Genomic DNA, 16104 nt, shown 5'->3' on the forward strand with positions numbered 1-16104 from the left:
GAAGAAATGGCCAGGATCAGATTGGGCATGGTGGGTGGCGGCAACGACGCCTTTATCGGGGCAGTGCACCGGATTGCAGCACGCATTGACGACCGGTTCGAATTGGTGGCCGGAGCCTTGTCTTCGACACCGGAAAAGGCACAGGCCAGTGGCGCCGCTTTGGGTTTGGCCACAGACCGGACATATGACAACTTCAAAGACATGGCGATCCGCGAAGCGCGACTGAAGAGCGGGATTGAGGCCGTGGCCATTGTTACGCCAAACCACGTACATTTTCCGGCAGCGCGCGAATTCCTCAAGCGCGGCATTCATGTGATCTGTGACAAGCCAATGACGTCCTCTCTTGCGGATGCCCGAAAGATGGCCAAGGAAGTTGAAAAGTCCGATGCTCTCTTTGTGCTGACTCACAATTACACGGGCTATCCGCTGATACGGCAAGCTCGGCAAATGGTAGCAGATGGCGTTTTGGGTGAAATGCGCGTGGTACAGGTTGAGTATGCTCAGGACTGGTTGACCGAAGCTCAACCCGATGACAACAAGCAAGCAGCTTGGCGCACGGATCCGGAGCGCTCCGGGGTCGGCGGGGCAACCGGCGACATCGGGACCCACGCCTACAATCTTGCGTGTTTCGTGACTGGCCTAACTGCCGACGCTCTGAGTGCGGATTTGCAAAGCTTCGTGCCTGGCCGGCAAGTTGATGACAATGCCCACGTAATGCTGCGCTTCCAAGGTGGGGCGCGGGGCATGTTGTGGTGTAGTCAGGTCGCTCCAGGTAACGAAAACGGGTTGGCGTTGCGGGTTTACGGAACCAAGGGCGGTCTTGAGTGGTCGCAGGAAAATCCCAATGAGTTGTGGTATTCGCCATTTGGACAGCCGAAACAACTTCTGACGCGGGCGGGCAACGGGGCAATGGGCCTGCAAGATGCCTTGACGCGGACGCCCAGCGGCCACCCAGAAGGGTACCTCGAGGCCTTTGCAAATCTCTACTCAGAAGCTGCAGATGCCATTCAAGAACAGGGGAAAAAGGCGCAAACGCTGCTGCCGGGAGTGGATGCGGGAATGAAGGGAGTAACCTTTGTGGATGCCTGCTTCCGATCATCTGCGCGTAACGCAAGTTGGGTTAGCCTGGCCTGACCTCTTTCTGCATCCAGATTATGATCTAAGCCCTCTGACTGAGGGCATCAGATCATACTGGATGCCGTCAGCGCCAGGGAAGAATATCGCCAGATCTGTGGTGTTGCGGTGCCGATTGCAGATGCCAACGGCAAGCTGATGGCTGCTTTCAGCATTTGGGATGTGGGCGATCTGGACATGTTGGCTGTGCTCAAATCACATCTTGGGGCCTTGAAAGACACGGCTTCGGACATTCCGCACAACTTATGTCAGACATCCTAAAACACTGGGCGCGACCTCGAGGGCGATCCGCGCATCCCCGTGTATTACAGAAGTTCCGGCAGCTTAATCCGCTGGATCTTGCCCGAAGGCCCTTTGGGTAGTTCATCCAGAAAGTGCACCGCATCAGGAGATTTGAATTTCCCGACTTTTTCTACGCAGAGCCGCACAAGATCATCCGGTGTCAGCATTGATCCCTGACGCAACCTGACTGCCGCTTCGACACGTTCGCCGTACGAGGCGCAGGGGCGCGCAAAGGCTGCTGCCTCTACGACGTCTGGGTGCGAATAGAGCGCCTCATCAATCTCACGCGGTGCGATATTCTCACCGCCCTTGATGATAAGTTCCTTCAGACGACCGGTCACATAGATGTAACCGTCCTTGTCCACATGCCCTAAATCCCCGGTGCGCAGCCATCCATCTTCGGTAAAGGTGTCTTTGGTCGCTTCAGGGTTCTTCAGATATCCGCGCATTACGTTCGGGCCGCGAATGGCAATCTCACCTTGAGTTTCGGGGGGCAGAGGGGTCAGATCCTGCGATAGGATACAGGCCTCGTTGCCAAAGGCTTTGCCCGGCGAGCCGATTTTGCGAATGCCCGGGGGCAGGGGGTTTGACAGGATCTGAGCCGCGGTCTCGGTCAGACCCATGGTCTCGACAATCGGCACGTCAAAGCGAGCCTCAAAGTTCCTCTGAACATCCGGTGCTAGGGCCGAGCTTGCCGAACGCCCAAATCGCAACCGCGCTCGTGTTGCTTGATCCGGCGCGGCCTCGGCATGCAGCAAATGCGAGATTATGGTTGGCACCACAGAGAACCAGGTTGCGCCAGCCTCGGCGCACTGGTCCCAGAACCGGCTGACTGAAAACTTTTCGGCCACCGCCAGTGACCCGCCAGAGATCAACGTGCTGAGCACGGACACACAAAGACCATTGATATGATAAATCGGCAGCACGCAAAGCCCGCGATCATTGGCGGTCAATTTATGCGCTACGGTTGGGGTCCAGCCGCCAGCCAAAAGGCTTGAATGGGCATGCATCACCCCTTTGGGCCGGCCCGTTGTTCCCGAGGTGTACATCAACAACGCGTCATCTTCGGGATGCAAATCGTGTAGGGCGCCCGTTGAAGGGCTCGCAATGTCGGGCATCAGATCAATGCCACCGGTGCGCACTTTGTCAAATTGCTCTTTCTGGGCCTCGCCGACCAAGGCAACACGAGCTTCGCAATGTCCCAGAGCATACCCGATCGCTTCGGCTCCGGCGACGAGGTTGATCACCGTTGCGCAGAACCCTCCGTAGAGCACGCCATAAAGGTTGATGATGGCGTCGCGACCATTGGGCTGCAAAATCGCCACCGCCGCCCCCCGCGACATGCCAAGTGCCGTCATCTTGTGCGCCAGATCACGTGCTTTGTGTCGCAGGTCTGACCAGGTCAGTGGGGCTTCGCCGTCAAAGAAGACATAGGCCACCCGGTCTGGCGTTGCGGTCGCACGATAGTCCAGCCAATCGCGAACCGTGCCTTCTGGGGGTTTGATCGAACTCGTGATCATTGGCCCGCAACGCTCCAGTAATCAGCAAAAATGTCGTCAACTGCAGGCTCATTCGGGGGGATTTCGCGGACAATTTTGGTGCTTTGGATGAAATGCTTCCAATGCAGGTTGTCGTCGATGGAGTTGCCTCCCCAGCTGCCGCACCCCATCGAGAGTGAGAATGGCATGCCGTTGGTGAAAGAGCCGCCCGTGGCAAACGTGTGGGCCTGATTGACGATCACGCGGCAGGTTGGCATGGCGCGGCCCAATTCGACCGCGCGACCATCCAGTGCCGTATGGATTCCCAGCGAATGACCTGCGCCTTGATAATCGAGAATGCGGGCAGCGATGTCGCGGGCATTCTCATAATCCGTTGCCCGATAAAGCGCGGCAACGCGGCTGAGCTTTTCTCCGGAGAGCGGGTGATCCGGGCCGATTCCCGCGGTCTCCACGGCGAGGAACTTGGTATCGTCAGGCACCTGACCGCTCAGGCCAAGGGCGGCAATCATTTTGTCAGCGTCCTGTGCAATGACCGAACGATTGAGATGTCCATCAGGCCAGAGGGCCGCGACAATTGCCGCCTCGTCGGTGACGCGTGCGCCGCCTTCCTTGGCCAATGCCGCGATGAAATCATCATAGACCGCGTCCACCACGATCATCGAGTTCTCGGATGAGCACGAGGTGGCATTGTCAAAAGTCTTGGAGGCGGTGATTTTAGCCGCTGCTGCAGCAAGGTCTGCAGTCTCGTCCACGATGGTTGTGACGTTGCCCGCCCCGACCGCCACGGCCGGAGTGCCACAGGTCTGAGCGCGGTGAACGTTGTTCTGACTGCCGGTACAGATCACGCGGTCCGCCAGTTCCATCATGGCCTGAGTTTTGGCCTTGGATCCGGGGGCAGGGATCATCTGCACAAGGTCATGGTCTAGACCAATCTTGTCAAATTCGGCGTGGATATAGGCAAACAGACGCTCGCAGCTGGCGACCCCTTTGGGCGAGGGGGCCACAACGACGGAATTGCCGCATTTTAGCGCGTTGATGATGTTGTTTGCAGGGGTCGCCGCCGGATTGGTCGAAGGCACCACGGCGCCAACCACGCCCACGGGGCGGGCGATCTCGGTGATACCGGTGGCGGGGTCATCGGACAGCACGCCACAGGTCTGGACACCCTTGATGTCACGCATCAGGCCCAGCGTCTTGCGGTGGTTCTTGGTTATCTTGTCGGGGACATTCCCGAGGCCCGTCGTCTCAACAGCCAATTCAGCCAGAGTGCGGTTTCGGGAGGGTTCCATGATGGCCCAGGCAGCGGCCTCGGCGGCGCGGTCAAAGCGCTCTTGCGTGGCGTCGCGTTCAAAGGCCTCTTGCGCCGCCTTGGCGCGGACCATGATTGCTTCGACCTGGGTGATGTCATCATGTGCGTTCATTTTGTCTTGTCCTTTTGAAAGGCACAGGGCGACAGGCGCCCTGTGCCGTAGTTTTGTATTCTAGAGACCGGCCAGAAGCTCTTTCAAAGTGGCTTCCCGTGCGGCCCACATCTCGATCACTTCGTCGCGGGTCATGATGTGCATTGGCGAGCCGCCTGCATCCATTTTCTTGGAAACGCGGCCATTCTTAAACATCTCGGGCACCGAGGCGGCAAGCTTGTCGATCACCTCTTGCGGGGTGCCCTTGGGCACCATGATGCCGCGGAAGTTCACGCTGGCGTTGTCGATGTCATAGCCCTGTTCCTTGAGGGTCGGGACATCTGGCAGGAACGCGTTGCGTTCAAGGTCGAAAACGCCAAGGATCTTGACGTTGCCAGCCTCTTGCGCGCGGAAAGCGTCTGACAGGTTATTGACGCCGCCCATTACCTCGCCCGCGATCACGGCTTTCATCGCCGCTGCACCGCCGCCTTTGGTTGGGATGTAGGCCATCTTCACGCCTGCGGCTTTCTCAAGTTGCAGCGCGGCGATGTGGTGGCCCACAAACAGGCCTGCGCCGGAAAAGGTCAATTTTCCGGGATTTTCCTTGGCGAATTTCACCACATCGTCCATCGAGTTCATCTCGCTGTCGGCTGCTACGACGAACACCGCCGGATCCGCACCCCAATTGGCGATGGGCTCAAAGCTGTCAGTGGAATACTGCACGCCACCTTTGATTGACTGGGCGATGAAATGCGGAACGTTATAGGCGCCCAGCGTGTAACCGTCAGCATCGGCCTGCGTGGCAAACCAGTTCCAGCCCACGCGACCCCCGGCTCCGGGTTTGTTGATGATCGCGATGGGCATGCCAAGCGCGTCTTCGTTCCCGGCTGTCATGGTCACGATACGGGCCTGAAAGTCGGTCGCGCCGCCTGCGCCATAACTGACCATCATCATGATGGGACGTTCGGGGTAGGCTTCTGCAATCGCCGCCCCCCCGGTTAGTGCGGTCAGGGCCAGTGCGACCCCGGCTACTAATTTCTTCATGGTTTAGTCCTCCCTTGGGTGATTTTTGTGTCTTTCGTTGATTCAGAACAGGATCTCTCGCGGTGTGTAGACCTTGAGCAGCATGGCAAAGAGCCCGTACATGACAGCTGTGTAGCCAGCTGTGATGATGATCCGCCGGATCCATGTGCGCAGCTCGCGGTGCGGCGCCGGATCATAGAGCGACAGCAGAATGAAAAAGCAGATTGCGCCAGCGGTGTAAAAGCCCAGCCCTTTAGCGGCCCAGAAGATGTAGATCAGCGCAATCACGATGCCGGGCAAGAGGTTGGCGAACTCATGAACAGTGAGCCCGTGACCGACCTTGGTCCACCCCATCAGGGCCTTGATAAAGGTCCAGATCGCCAGCACCACGAACACGCTGGAGATCAGGCGGGGAAACAGAAAGGCCTCGGCCGGTTGTTGCGTGTAGCTGATCCAGGCAATCCAGATACCAACAACGGCGACAAGCCCAGAGGCGATGATGTGCTGAAGGCGGGGCAAGGACGGTGTGCTCATCCCATGATCTCCTCTTTTGAGGTGTAGCGGCGTGAACGCAATTCCATCCAGGCCGAATAGACGATCGAAGCGATCACAGCCGCGATCAGCAAAATATTGAGGGTTCCGCCAAGGAAATAGGCGCCGAGTCCGTCAGTGGCGTTGGCGATCATGCTGCCTTGGATAAAGTTGGCTTCTGCAATGGGGCCAAGGATCAGGCCCAGCACCAGCGGCGCCGCCGAAAAGCCAAAACGTTCGAGGAAGTACATCATCACGCCAAGTGAGGCCATGACATAGACATCGCCCATCGAAGACTGCACCGAGTAGCTGCCGAACACCGCCAGCCCCAATACGACCGCAGCCATGACACTTTGCGGCACCTGCGCCACTCGCGCGGCAAGGCCGGCCACATAGAGGCCAAAGATGCACATCAGGACCTGCCCGATCAGCATCGAGTTGATAAAGGTCCACGCGACGTCCGGGTGATTGTCAAAAAGGTCGGTGCCCGGGAAAATCCCGTGAATGAGCAAGCCGCCCAAAAGCACCGCAGCCGTCGGGGATCCGGGAATTGAGAGTGTCAGAAGCGGTACAAGGCTTGGGCCGACCATGGCATTGTTGGCGGCTTCGGCTGCGATAACGCCTTCGGAATGGCCCTTGCCGAATTTCTCGCGCTCAGGGCTGAATTTCTTGGTTTGGTCATAGGCCACCAGGCCCGCGATCTGGCCGCCCACGCCGGGGATCAGACCGATGATCGACCCGGTGATGGTACCAATCGACAAGGCGCGAGGGCGGCTCAAAACTTCCCTCATTGCGTCAAGGACCGAGTGCTTCTGCACCTCTATGACTTCGGCACCCTCGTTGCGGCGTCCCTTTGCGAACATGGTCAGGACTTGGGGGATTGCAAACAAACCGATCAATGCCGCGATGATGTTAATGCCACCGCCCAAGGCCGGGTGAAAGATGAAACGCTGCGCGCCCATGATGTCGTCAAAGCCGATCGTCGCCAACCACAGGCCAATGCAGCCCGACAGCAAACCCTTGACCACGGAGGCTGTATCCAGCGAGCCGATAACCGTGACGCCAAGGATGGCCAGCCAGAACAAGTGGCTTGGTCCAAAGGCCAGCGCCCATTGTGCCAGAACCGGGGTCAGAAAGATCAAAAGCAGGACACCGATCACCCCACCAATCGCCGAGGCCAGAAAACTGAGCTGCAGTGCCTTGGCTCCGTGCCCCTGTTTGGCCATCGTGTGCCCGTCCAGCGTTGTCGCAATGTTGGCCGGAGCTCCGGGGATTTTTAGAAGGATCGCGCTGACTGCGCCACCTGCCACCGTTGAGGTATAGGCCGCCCCCAACAGGATCAGCCCCTGAACCGGCTGAAGGTGGAAAGTGAACGGAATTAAAAGTGCAACGGCCATGGTCGGCGACAGGCCCGGAGTGGCCCCCAGAATGAGCCCGCCAATCGTTCCCAAAAGCAATAATCCGAAAGACACCGGAGTGAAGACATCGCCGAAGTAGTAAAGAAATTCCAAGTCGTCACCTGTTCACACATTTGATTGACAGAAAAGCGTAAGTCATGAAAATAGTATTGCAAATGTTTTCATAAAATTGCGAAAAATGGCTACTAAGTGACGGAATACAAAAAAGAAAAAATAGATATTTTCGATGTCGCAAAGGCTGCAAGGGTGTCGACGTCAACGGTCTCGCGTGCGTTCAATCACCCTGATTTGGTCAATCCGTCGACTCGCAAGAAGATTGAGCGAGCGGTGCAGAAGTTGGGATACATTCGCAATCGCGCCGCTCAGGTTATGCACGGGCGTCGCAGTGGGACAGTTGGATTTGTCGTGCCCACAATCGACAACGCAATCTTTGCCGAATTGATCCAAGCCTTCTCCGACGGGCTGGATCAAAAAGGATTCACAATGCTGATTGCATCGCACGGATTTGATCTCGAACGAGAGTACAAAATGCTTCGAAAACTGATGGAGCATCGCGTGGATGGCTTGGCACTGGTGGGGCTTGAGCATTCGGAAGCCACACACCAGCTGATCACGCAACAAGGTGTGCCGACTCTGGCGATCTGGAACTACGCCGATGACGCCAGAATGCCCTGTGTGGGAGTCGACAACGCAGAAGCAGGGCGCCTTGCCGCCCGCCATCTGATCGATCTGGGTCATCGCGACGTTGGTCTGGTTTTTCCAAACCCAGTGGGCAACGATCGCGCCCAAGACCGGCAAGAAGGCGCGTTGGAAGAGCTGAAACAGGCAGGGATAGACGTGCCTGAGGATTGGACGCTGCAGGCCCCGTACAGTATCGCCGAGGCCAAACAGGCTTCTATGTCTCTCTTGGGTCGCGGCAAACGTCCGACGGCGATCCTATGTGGAAATGACATCATCGCGCAGGGTGTGCTTTACGCGGCGAAGAACCTCGGGCTGAAGGTGCCGAAAGAGCTTTCGATCATGGGCATAGGGGACTTCAAAGGGTCCAGTGAGATTGAACCCGCGCTGTCCACAATCCGCATTCCCGCGCGGCGAATTGGACGGCTGGCCGCAGACCAGATGGCCGCGTCGATTTCCGGCACGTCGGAGGATGCGACGCAATCAAAATGCGATCTGACTGTTTTGAACCGAGCGTCGACGGGCAGGTGTGCAGACCGTCCTGATCGTTCATAGTTCTTCAGGGGACATTTTGATGACCGGAACCGGGCTACATACCCGCAGTTTTCTGCAGTAGCTTGACCACCTGATCTTGTTCATCCTGCGTTAGATTCCTGAGCGTTTCTTGGTTCACCTGCCTGATGATTTTTGGCAGTTCCGACGCCTTTTTTCGCCCCAGATCGGTCAGGAAAATAAGGAAGGAGCGGCGGCTATTCGGATCAGGCCGGCGCTCTGCGTAACCGGCCTCAACCAGTGTGTCGACGTTACGACTGGTAAAGTACTCGGGGAAATTCAGCTTTTTGCCCAAAGTTCGTTGATTGATTCCGTCTTCCTCGGACAACATCATGAGATTGGCAAAAACTTTTACATCTACGTCTACGGTTTTCAGCGCTACCTTCATCTTTGCGTCGATCTCACGGGACAGCGTCTGAATTAGGAATCCGAAGCTTCCATCTCTGGTGCCTTTGGCGTTCTTTATCTGTGTCATCAGGTACGTACTCCTGATCATCGAATTACCCTCAATACTTGTTACCTGCAAGTGTTGCGCAAAAATTGCATTTACAACAATTACATCTGCAAGTTATGCAGAAACATGTCAACTATGACTTTGATTCGAGTTTCGGTAGGGCGTGCTTTTGTTTTCAAACGGTTGGCCATCTCTTTTGCGGCCACAACCGATCATGGGGGCCCTGCAGCCAGTGTTCGAAACCGGTCAGTTTACCAGTCGAATAGGAGGTTTTTGGAATGCTGCGGAAAACGGGTATTTATGTATTTCTTGGTCTCATCGTCGTGTTTGTGGCGTTGCATTTGGGGCTTGCCTCGGAACAGTATGACCCCCGGACAACGGGAACCACCATGCTTGGCGGGATTGCGTTCCTTCTGATGACGTGTTCGATCATCTTGTCGACGCGGCTGTCGATCTTTGAGAATTGGTTCGGAGGCCTTGATAGGATGTATCAGGTCCACCGGGTCATCGGCGTTTTCGCGGCCCTCTTTGCGCTGGTTCACTTTTTCGGCGTGCCAAAAGAGCTTCCGCAAGGGGCTGACCCAGTTTTGAACGTGCTGGTGCCATCAGCACCGTTGGGCATGCTGTGGCTGATCTTTTTGGTCATAGGGCTGTTCATCGCGCTCAATCGCAAGATCCGGTATTCGTTCTGGCGCCCGACACATAAGATCATGGGCCTCGTCTATGTCCTGTTGCTCGGGCATTTCTTCACCGCCCCTCCGATCTTTGTAGAGCAGTTCAGCCCGTCCGGAGTGATGCTGGTGGTGGCGGGCTTCGTTGGAATCCTCAGCCTTGTGTACTCGGTTTTTGGAATGAACAGGCGCACGGCGGTGACCTTCACGATCGAAGCGGTAAACGCACTGGAGCGCGCGACTGAAGTGGTGCTGAAACCAGTTGATCGATCAATTGACTTCCAGCCAGGGCAGTTTGCCTTTGTAGAGATTGAAGGAAATGGTTGGAGCGAACCTCACCCGTTCACCATTTCCAGCGCACCGGGCGAAGACCGTTTGCAGTTTACGATGAAAGTGCTGGGTGATTGGACCAGAAAAGTACGGGAAGAATTAGAGCCCGGCGCGAATGTAAAGGTGCGCGGGCCTTATGGTCGTTTTGATGCGGCACATGCGGGACACAAGCAAATCTGGCTGGCTGGTGGTATCGGCCTGACGCCTTTCTTGTCAAAAATGCGCGCAATGCAGCCCGACGATCCCCGCCAGATTCATCTGGTGTATGCCGCGCGCGAAATGGAAGAGGCCATTTTTCTTGAAGAACTCAAGGACCGCGCCGCTGAGCTTGGGAATGTGACGCTGGTGCCCTTGTTTTCGGACGAAGGCAACTTTGCGCGGGTCGACATGATGAAGCAAAAGCTGCCGGATCCGTTGGACAGTTACGAGTACTTCATGTGTGGACCCAAGCCGATGGTTGAAGGGCTGACAAAGGACCTCAAGATCGAAGGTGTGCCGCGCGACAAGATCCACTCCGAAGCCTTTGAGTTCCGGTAAGCCCGTATCATCAGGCGCGGCATCCTGTTGACCACCTCGATCGGATCACCAACCAAACGGACCAACTGGTTGGTGCCGACCCCTTCGCTACGGCCACCGAATCTCAATCCAATTTGTCGGCGAGCTCCTTAAGAGAGGCAATCGGACGAGCTCTGACATACGCGGTGAAGTTTTCCAAAATTGACACGGCGGTGCCTTCGTTGCACCCTGCCGTGACTTTGGAATCGCGCCGCGTTTGCACGCGTTCATACCACCTACCGGAGAGCCGTGGCCATGAGACCTGAAAGCCCGATTTCTCTTTGGGATGCCTCTGCGGAGGAACCAGATTATCAGAACCCCATGACGGGCGACACGCAAGTTGACGTGGCAATTGTTGGTGGTGGATACACCGGGTTGTCGACAGCTTTGTATTGCGCTGAAAAGGGGCTCAGCACCCAGGTGCTTGAGGCCAAAACGATCGGTTATGGCGGGTCCGGGCGAAATGTCGGCTTGGTGAATGCTGGGGTCTGGCGACCACCAGCCGCCGTACGCAAGAAACTGGGCGACATTTACGGTCCGCGTTTTGTGAAACGTTTTGGCGAGGGCCCGGCCCAGGTTTTCGACTTGATCGAGAAGCACCAAATCCGCTGTGAGGTAACCAGAACCGGTACAATCCATGCGGCCCATGCTCCGTCGGGTTTCAGGGATCTACAAGCTCGCCATGCCGAATGGACCCGGCTGGGCGAACCGGTTGACCTGTTGTCGCCCGAAGACATGGTCGAGCGTACTGGTACAAAGGTTTTCCACGGTGGATTGCTCGATCATCGCGCGGGCACTGTGAATCCCATGGGCTATTGCCGGGGACTGGCCCGTGCCGCCAAAGCAGCAGGCGCCGAGATCGCCACAGGTGTGCGCGCCACCAAGTTGCGACGTGATGGTGAGATGTGGGTTGTTGAGACAGACCATGGCACAGTGCGCGCAAACTATGTCGTGCTGGGTACCAACGCCTATAGCGATACCTTGTGGCCGAATTTGAAGCGCGCCTTCACTATGATCCACTACTTCCAGCTGGCGACGAAACCGCTGACCACCGACATGTCACATATCCTGCCAGGCCGTCAGGGTCTCTGGGACACCGGGCAGGTCATGTTCAGCCTGCGTCGCGACGTTTCTAACCGTCTCTTGATTGGCTCGATGGGGACAGTTGTGGGGGCTGTCGGACGCGGCTTGTCGCACCGTTGGGCGACGAAGAAACTGGCGCGGATGTATCCCGAGCTGGGGCCGGTAGAGTTTGAAGAAGCTTGGCACGGACAGATTGCCATGACCCCGGATTACCTGCCGCGCATCTACCAACTGGCCCCCAACCTGCTGACCCCGATCGGCTACAATGGCCGTGGTATCATAACAGGAACGATCTTTGGCCAATGCATGGCCGATCTGATTACGGGCATGGACAAGGCCGATCTGCCTTTGCCAATGACCGAGTTGTCGACTGTGCCTTCAGCTCCGATCATGTCGCGGATCTATCAAACGGCCTTTATGGCAAATCAAGTGTTGAAGAGTCTCTGAAGTCTTGGCTGGGAAGTCACCGACGTGAACGTGTTGGACAACTCAGCGGGCAGAAAACTCAGCAGCACAATTCAACTCAATTGTGCTGCTGATTGTTCATTTAGCCGACGACGTTGAACGCTGGCCCATATGGGTAGCCAGTGATGTTCTCGTTGCCGTCTTCGGTGATGACAAGGATATCATGCTCACGGTAACCTCCCGCGCCGGGTTGGCCATCTGCGATGGTAAGCATTGGCTCCATCGAAATGACCATGCCCGGTTCCAGAACAGTGTCGATATCTTCACGCAGTTCCAGACCAGCCTCGCGGCCATAGTAGTGCGACAAGACACCAAACGAATGGCCATAGCCAAAGGTCCGGTATTGCAACAGGTCGCGTTCCGCAAAGAAGTCATTGATCTGATGCGTGACCTCGGCGCAAGAAGCGCCAGGCTTCAACAACGAAATCCCCAACTCATGCGCCCCGACATTGGCCTCCCAAATCTTGAGGCTGGCCTCATCCACCTCTTTCACGAACATCGTACGCTCAAGAGCAGTGTAATAGCCTGAGATCATCGGAAAGGTGTTCAGCGAGAGAATATCGCCGCGCTGAAGAACGCGGCCCGTCACAGGGTTGTGCGCGCCATCGGTGTTGATGCCTGACTGGAACCAAACCCATGTGTCGCGGTACTCTGCATCAGGGAAGCGTTTGGCAATTTCCAACTCCATCGCGTCGCGGCCGGCCATCGCAACATCGATCTCGCGCACCCCCTCTTTGACGGCGTCCCGGATTGCGTAGCCACCGACATCTGCCACTGCGGCACCGGCGCGGATCATCTCGATCTCGGCAGGTGACTTGTGCATACGTTGGCGCATGGTGGCCTCGTAGAGGTCGACAGTTTTTGATGGCGACAGAAAGCTTTGCAGTTTCCCTTGCTGCAACAGGGTCAGATGATCGCTTTCGTATCCGATGACCTTGCCCGCGCCGGTGACCGACAAAATAGCGCGCCAATAGTTGTCGCGCTGCCAGTCTGTATAGGTGATGTTGTCGCCATAACACCTGCGCCAGGGCTGGCCGGCATCAATACCCGCAGAAATCGTGACGCAGACTGAGGGGGTCACTACAAGCGCGTAAGGTCGGCCAAACGAGCAATATGTAAAGCCCGAATAGTAGCTGATGTTGTGCATTGAGGTGAACACGGCGGCATCTGCGCCGGCCTGTGCGAGAGCCTTACGCAGGCCCTCAACGCGGGCGGCATACTCACTGTCGGCAAATTGCAGACCGGCTTTTTCGCCGTTGTGGAAACGATAGAATTCAGGACGTGCAGTCATTTTGACCTCCGATAAAGAAGGTCCCGGCGTTCAGGACTGAGATGAAAGCGCGCTTTCACGAGGGAAAACGTGGCGACGCCATCGCCATTTGCTTGCGCGGACATTGCCAAACTTCAGGCGGAAATTCCAGACCGTTTGCGTCGCGGGTATGTCGTTTTTCAACGGGGATGGAAAGGAAGGGCCAACATGCAAAGAGGGAGCACGCGGCTCCCTCTTTCTTTCGCTATCAGTGGTCATCACCGTTAGGCAGGTGACAGTCCCCGCAACTTCTCTGAGCGTCGTCGCAATAGTTCGACAACCGTCAATAGTGCGATGGACAGGGCAACCAAAATCGTCGCGACCGCCAGAATGGTCGGGCTGATCTGTTCGCGCAGGCCGGTGAACATCTGCCAAGGCAGAGTTTTCTGGCTGGCAGACCCGACGAACAGCACCACGACAACTTCGTCAAACGACGTGATAAAGGCGAACAACCCGCCCGAGATTACGCCGGGCAAGATCAGCGGCATCTGTACCTTAAAGAAGGTTGTGACCGGATTGGCCCCCATGTTGGCCGCGGCGCGGGTCAACGAGTGATCAAAGCCAACCAAGGTTGCCGTGACCGTGATGATTACGAACGGAATACCAAGAACCGCGTGGGCCAGAACAACTTTGACGTAGCCGACAAATGTCTTGGGCAAGCCCAGTGTGCCTTCTAGCCAGTTGCCAATGTCCGAGTAGAAAAAGAACATGCCGGTGGCCGAAATAATCAGCGGAACAATCATCGGCGAAATCAGGATCGCCATGATCGCGCGACGGAAAGGAACGTGGCTTTGGCTGAGGCCAATGGCGGCCAGGGTACCAAGGCTCACGGAAATCACTGTCGCAATAGGTGCGATGATCAGCGAGTTCTTAAAGCTGCGCTGCCATTCATTGTTGCTGAAGAAATCGCGATAGTGTTTGAGCGAGTAACCCTCAGCCTCAAACCGCAGCATCTCTGGGGTAAAGGTAAAGAAGTCTTCGGCGTTGAAGGACAGCGGCATCACCACAAGGATCGGTGTGATCAGGAATACAAAGATGGCGCCACATATCACGCGGAACGTGTAGTGCCACAGCACTTGCCCTGAGGTCAGGTACGGCAAGAGCCGGGCGCGATAACGCCCCTCGTAGAGCCAGTAGATGAGCCAGTGATAGAACCAGCCAGCCAATAGGCCAATTACGGCGCCGGGAATGCCCGCGAACCACAGGCCCAGTGCGCCAATTCCAAGGATCGAAATCCACTTGGCGAGTTTCTCGTTCTTCAGCACCAGAATGAAGAAGGCCCCCATGACGGCCACAAACAGGGCGCCAATAACAACGCCCGTGAAGCCTGAGCCATTGGCAGTGCCAACGAACAGCCCCAGCAAGGCGCCAAAGGCACCTGCCGTCGGCAGGACCAGTGACAAGGGTTTGCGCGAGATCGGAGTGAGTGCAGCCATGTTTCTTACCCCAATTTCACGTTGTCGATGCCGACGATCTTGTCGTAGGCCCAGTAAAGGATCAGCACCACCGCCAGCAGGATTGTGCCAAGCGCAGCGGCCAGCCCCCAGTTCAGCGATGACGAGATGTGATAGGCGATCCGGTTCGAGATAAAGACGCCTTTGGTGCCGCCCACGATCTCAGGCGTAATGTAATAGCCGATGGACAGAATGAAGACGAGGATCGAGCCCGCGCCAATGCCCGGCACTGACAGCGGGAAATAGACCCGCCAAAACGCAGTCCAGTTAGTCGCCCCCATGGACTTCGCGGCCCGCAAATAGGTCGGCTGAATGGTCTGCATGACCGAATACATCGGCAGGATCATGAACGGCAGCAGGATATGCGTCATCGCAATGATCGTGCCCAATTGATTGTTGATCATCACTAGGCGCGCATCGTCTGCCACGATCCCCAGCCAGACCAGCACTTCGTTGATCACACCTTGTTGTTGCAGCATCACTTTCCAGGCTGATGTCCTCACCAGCAAAGAAGTCCAGAACGGCAGCAGCACCAGGATCATCAGCATGTTCGCTGTGCGCATGGGCAGGTTCGCAAGGATCCACGCGACAGGGTAGGCAAGCATGATGCAAGAGAAGGTAATCACCAGCGACATGAATAGCGTACGCTTGAACAGCGTTATCAGGATACGCTTGTCTTCGGGCTGAGCCTGTGCGCCTTCAGGGGTCCGCTGCATATCAATGGCATTCAGGAAATAGCCATTTGTAATCTTGACCGAGTGGGTCTTGATCACGGCCCAAGTCTGGGCGTCTCCCCACTTTTTGTCGATGTCGATCAGCTTGTCTTTGAACGGCGCGTCAGCCTGCGGGTCCAGTCGCTTGATCTTGCGTCCGGATTTGCGGAACAACGACGACATGCCGGTTTGTTCATAGTTGAGTCGCGTGCCAAGTCGCGTGTGTTTCTTGGCTTCAATGGCGACAATCATATCCTCGACAAAGGCTTGATAGACAGCTTCGTTGGGCGATTCACCGGAGTCAATGTCCCAGTCTTTCAACGCTTCGACGGTCAATGGGATGGTTTGTTCGACCATTCCATTTTCAACCGAGCGGAACAACATGGATCCGATTGGAATAACAAAGGAAATCAGCACAAAGATCAGCAACGGGCCAATCAGTGCCAGCGCGCGCATCTTTTGATTTCTAAGGGAGCGCGCCAAGCTCTGTTTAAGCGGCGTACCATCGGCTGCCAGTACCGGGCCAGACTGCGTTTCGTCGCTCATGTTTTCG

The 16104-nt window shown here is 56.5% G+C and carries 14 protein-coding genes; 5 read left to right on the plus strand and 9 right to left on the minus strand.

The genetic code is table 11. The features are described 5' to 3' along the window. The first annotated feature begins 6 nt into the window (after window positions 1-6). Window positions 7-1134, plus strand: coding sequence for a Gfo/Idh/MocA family oxidoreductase (locus Q0932_RS06985; protein ID WP_299350829.1), 1128 nt, complete (start codon window positions 7-9; stop codon window positions 1132-1134). A 108-nt stretch (window positions 1135-1242) separates the two neighbouring features. Then, complete coding sequence (locus Q0932_RS06990; protein WP_299350831.1) at window positions 1243-1395, plus strand: hypothetical protein; 153 nt, start codon at window positions 1243-1245, stop codon at window positions 1393-1395. 44 nt (window positions 1396-1439) lie between these two features. On the opposite strand, the gene Q0932_RS06995 is transcribed toward Q0932_RS06990, so the two are convergent. From Q0932_RS06995 to Q0932_RS07015, 5 genes are read right to left on the minus strand one after another with little or no spacing between them, the layout of a single operon-like run. Continuing rightward, window positions 1440-2936, minus strand: coding sequence for an AMP-binding protein (locus tag Q0932_RS06995; RefSeq protein WP_299350833.1), 1497 nt, complete (start codon window positions 2934-2936; stop codon window positions 1440-1442). Further along, a complete protein-coding gene (locus tag Q0932_RS07000; protein ID WP_299350835.1) occupies window positions 2933-4336 on the minus strand; it encodes an aldehyde dehydrogenase family protein in 1404 nt (467 codons plus the stop codon). Before Q0932_RS07000 ends, Q0932_RS06995 begins: the two co-directional genes overlap by 4 nt. Window positions 4337-4396: 60 nt before the next feature. Then, a complete protein-coding gene (locus Q0932_RS07005) occupies window positions 4397-5359 on the minus strand; it encodes a tripartite tricarboxylate transporter substrate binding protein (protein WP_299350836.1) in 963 nt (320 codons plus the stop codon). A 42-nt stretch (window positions 5360-5401) separates the two neighbouring features. Continuing rightward, window positions 5402-5872 (minus strand): tripartite tricarboxylate transporter TctB family protein, encoded by a 471-nt coding sequence (locus Q0932_RS07010; protein ID WP_299350838.1) that lies wholly within the window; start codon window positions 5870-5872, stop codon window positions 5402-5404. Further along, the gene (locus Q0932_RS07015; protein WP_299350840.1) at window positions 5869-7380 is read right to left on the minus strand and encodes a tripartite tricarboxylate transporter permease; all 1512 of its coding nucleotides are present in this window, start codon (window positions 7378-7380) and stop codon (window positions 5869-5871) included. Before Q0932_RS07015 ends, Q0932_RS07010 begins: the two co-directional genes overlap by 4 nt. Window positions 7381-7476: 96 nt before the next feature. Here Q0932_RS07015 and Q0932_RS07020 point away from each other — a divergent pair, with 96 nt between their 5' ends. Then, a complete protein-coding gene (locus tag Q0932_RS07020) occupies window positions 7477-8520 on the plus strand; it encodes a LacI family DNA-binding transcriptional regulator (RefSeq protein ID WP_299350842.1) in 1044 nt (347 codons plus the stop codon). 34 nt (window positions 8521-8554) lie between these two features. Here the strand turns inward: Q0932_RS07020 and Q0932_RS07025 are convergent, their stop codons facing one another. Next, window positions 8555-8992, minus strand: a complete 438-nt coding sequence (locus Q0932_RS07025; protein WP_299350844.1) for a MarR family transcriptional regulator — start codon at window positions 8990-8992, stop codon at window positions 8555-8557. Window positions 8993-9249: 257 nt separating this feature from the next. Here Q0932_RS07025 and Q0932_RS07030 point away from each other — a divergent pair, with 257 nt between their 5' ends. Both Q0932_RS07030 and Q0932_RS07035 read left to right on the plus strand, forming a co-directional pair. Then, window positions 9250-10509 (plus strand): ferredoxin reductase family protein, encoded by a 1260-nt coding sequence (locus Q0932_RS07030; protein WP_299350846.1) that lies wholly within the window; start codon window positions 9250-9252, stop codon window positions 10507-10509. Window positions 10510-10782: 273 nt separating this feature from the next. Continuing rightward, window positions 10783-12057 carry an FAD-binding oxidoreductase gene (locus tag Q0932_RS07035; RefSeq protein ID WP_299350847.1) on the plus strand — a complete coding sequence of 425 codons (1275 nt, stop codon included), beginning with the start codon at window positions 10783-10785 and terminating at the stop codon, window positions 12055-12057. A 100-nt stretch (window positions 12058-12157) separates the two neighbouring features. Here the strand turns inward: Q0932_RS07035 and Q0932_RS07040 are convergent, their stop codons facing one another. The 3 genes from Q0932_RS07040 to Q0932_RS07050 form a co-directional block, all read right to left on the minus strand. Continuing rightward, complete coding sequence (locus tag Q0932_RS07040; RefSeq protein WP_299350848.1) at window positions 12158-13366, minus strand: M24 family metallopeptidase; 1209 nt, start codon at window positions 13364-13366, stop codon at window positions 12158-12160. A gap of 242 nt (window positions 13367-13608) precedes the next feature. Next, window positions 13609-14820 (minus strand): ABC transporter permease, encoded by a 1212-nt coding sequence (locus Q0932_RS07045; RefSeq protein ID WP_299350849.1) that lies wholly within the window; start codon window positions 14818-14820, stop codon window positions 13609-13611. A 5-nt stretch (window positions 14821-14825) separates the two neighbouring features. Further along, window positions 14826-16097, minus strand: coding sequence for an ABC transporter permease (locus Q0932_RS07050; protein WP_299350850.1), 1272 nt, complete (start codon window positions 16095-16097; stop codon window positions 14826-14828). Window positions 16098-16104: the final 7 nt, after the last annotated feature.

Origin of the sequence: uncultured Shimia sp. (genome assembly GCF_947498095.1) — a bacterium.
In the GTDB taxonomy this organism is placed as follows: Bacteria; Pseudomonadota; Alphaproteobacteria; order Rhodobacterales; family Rhodobacteraceae; genus Shimia.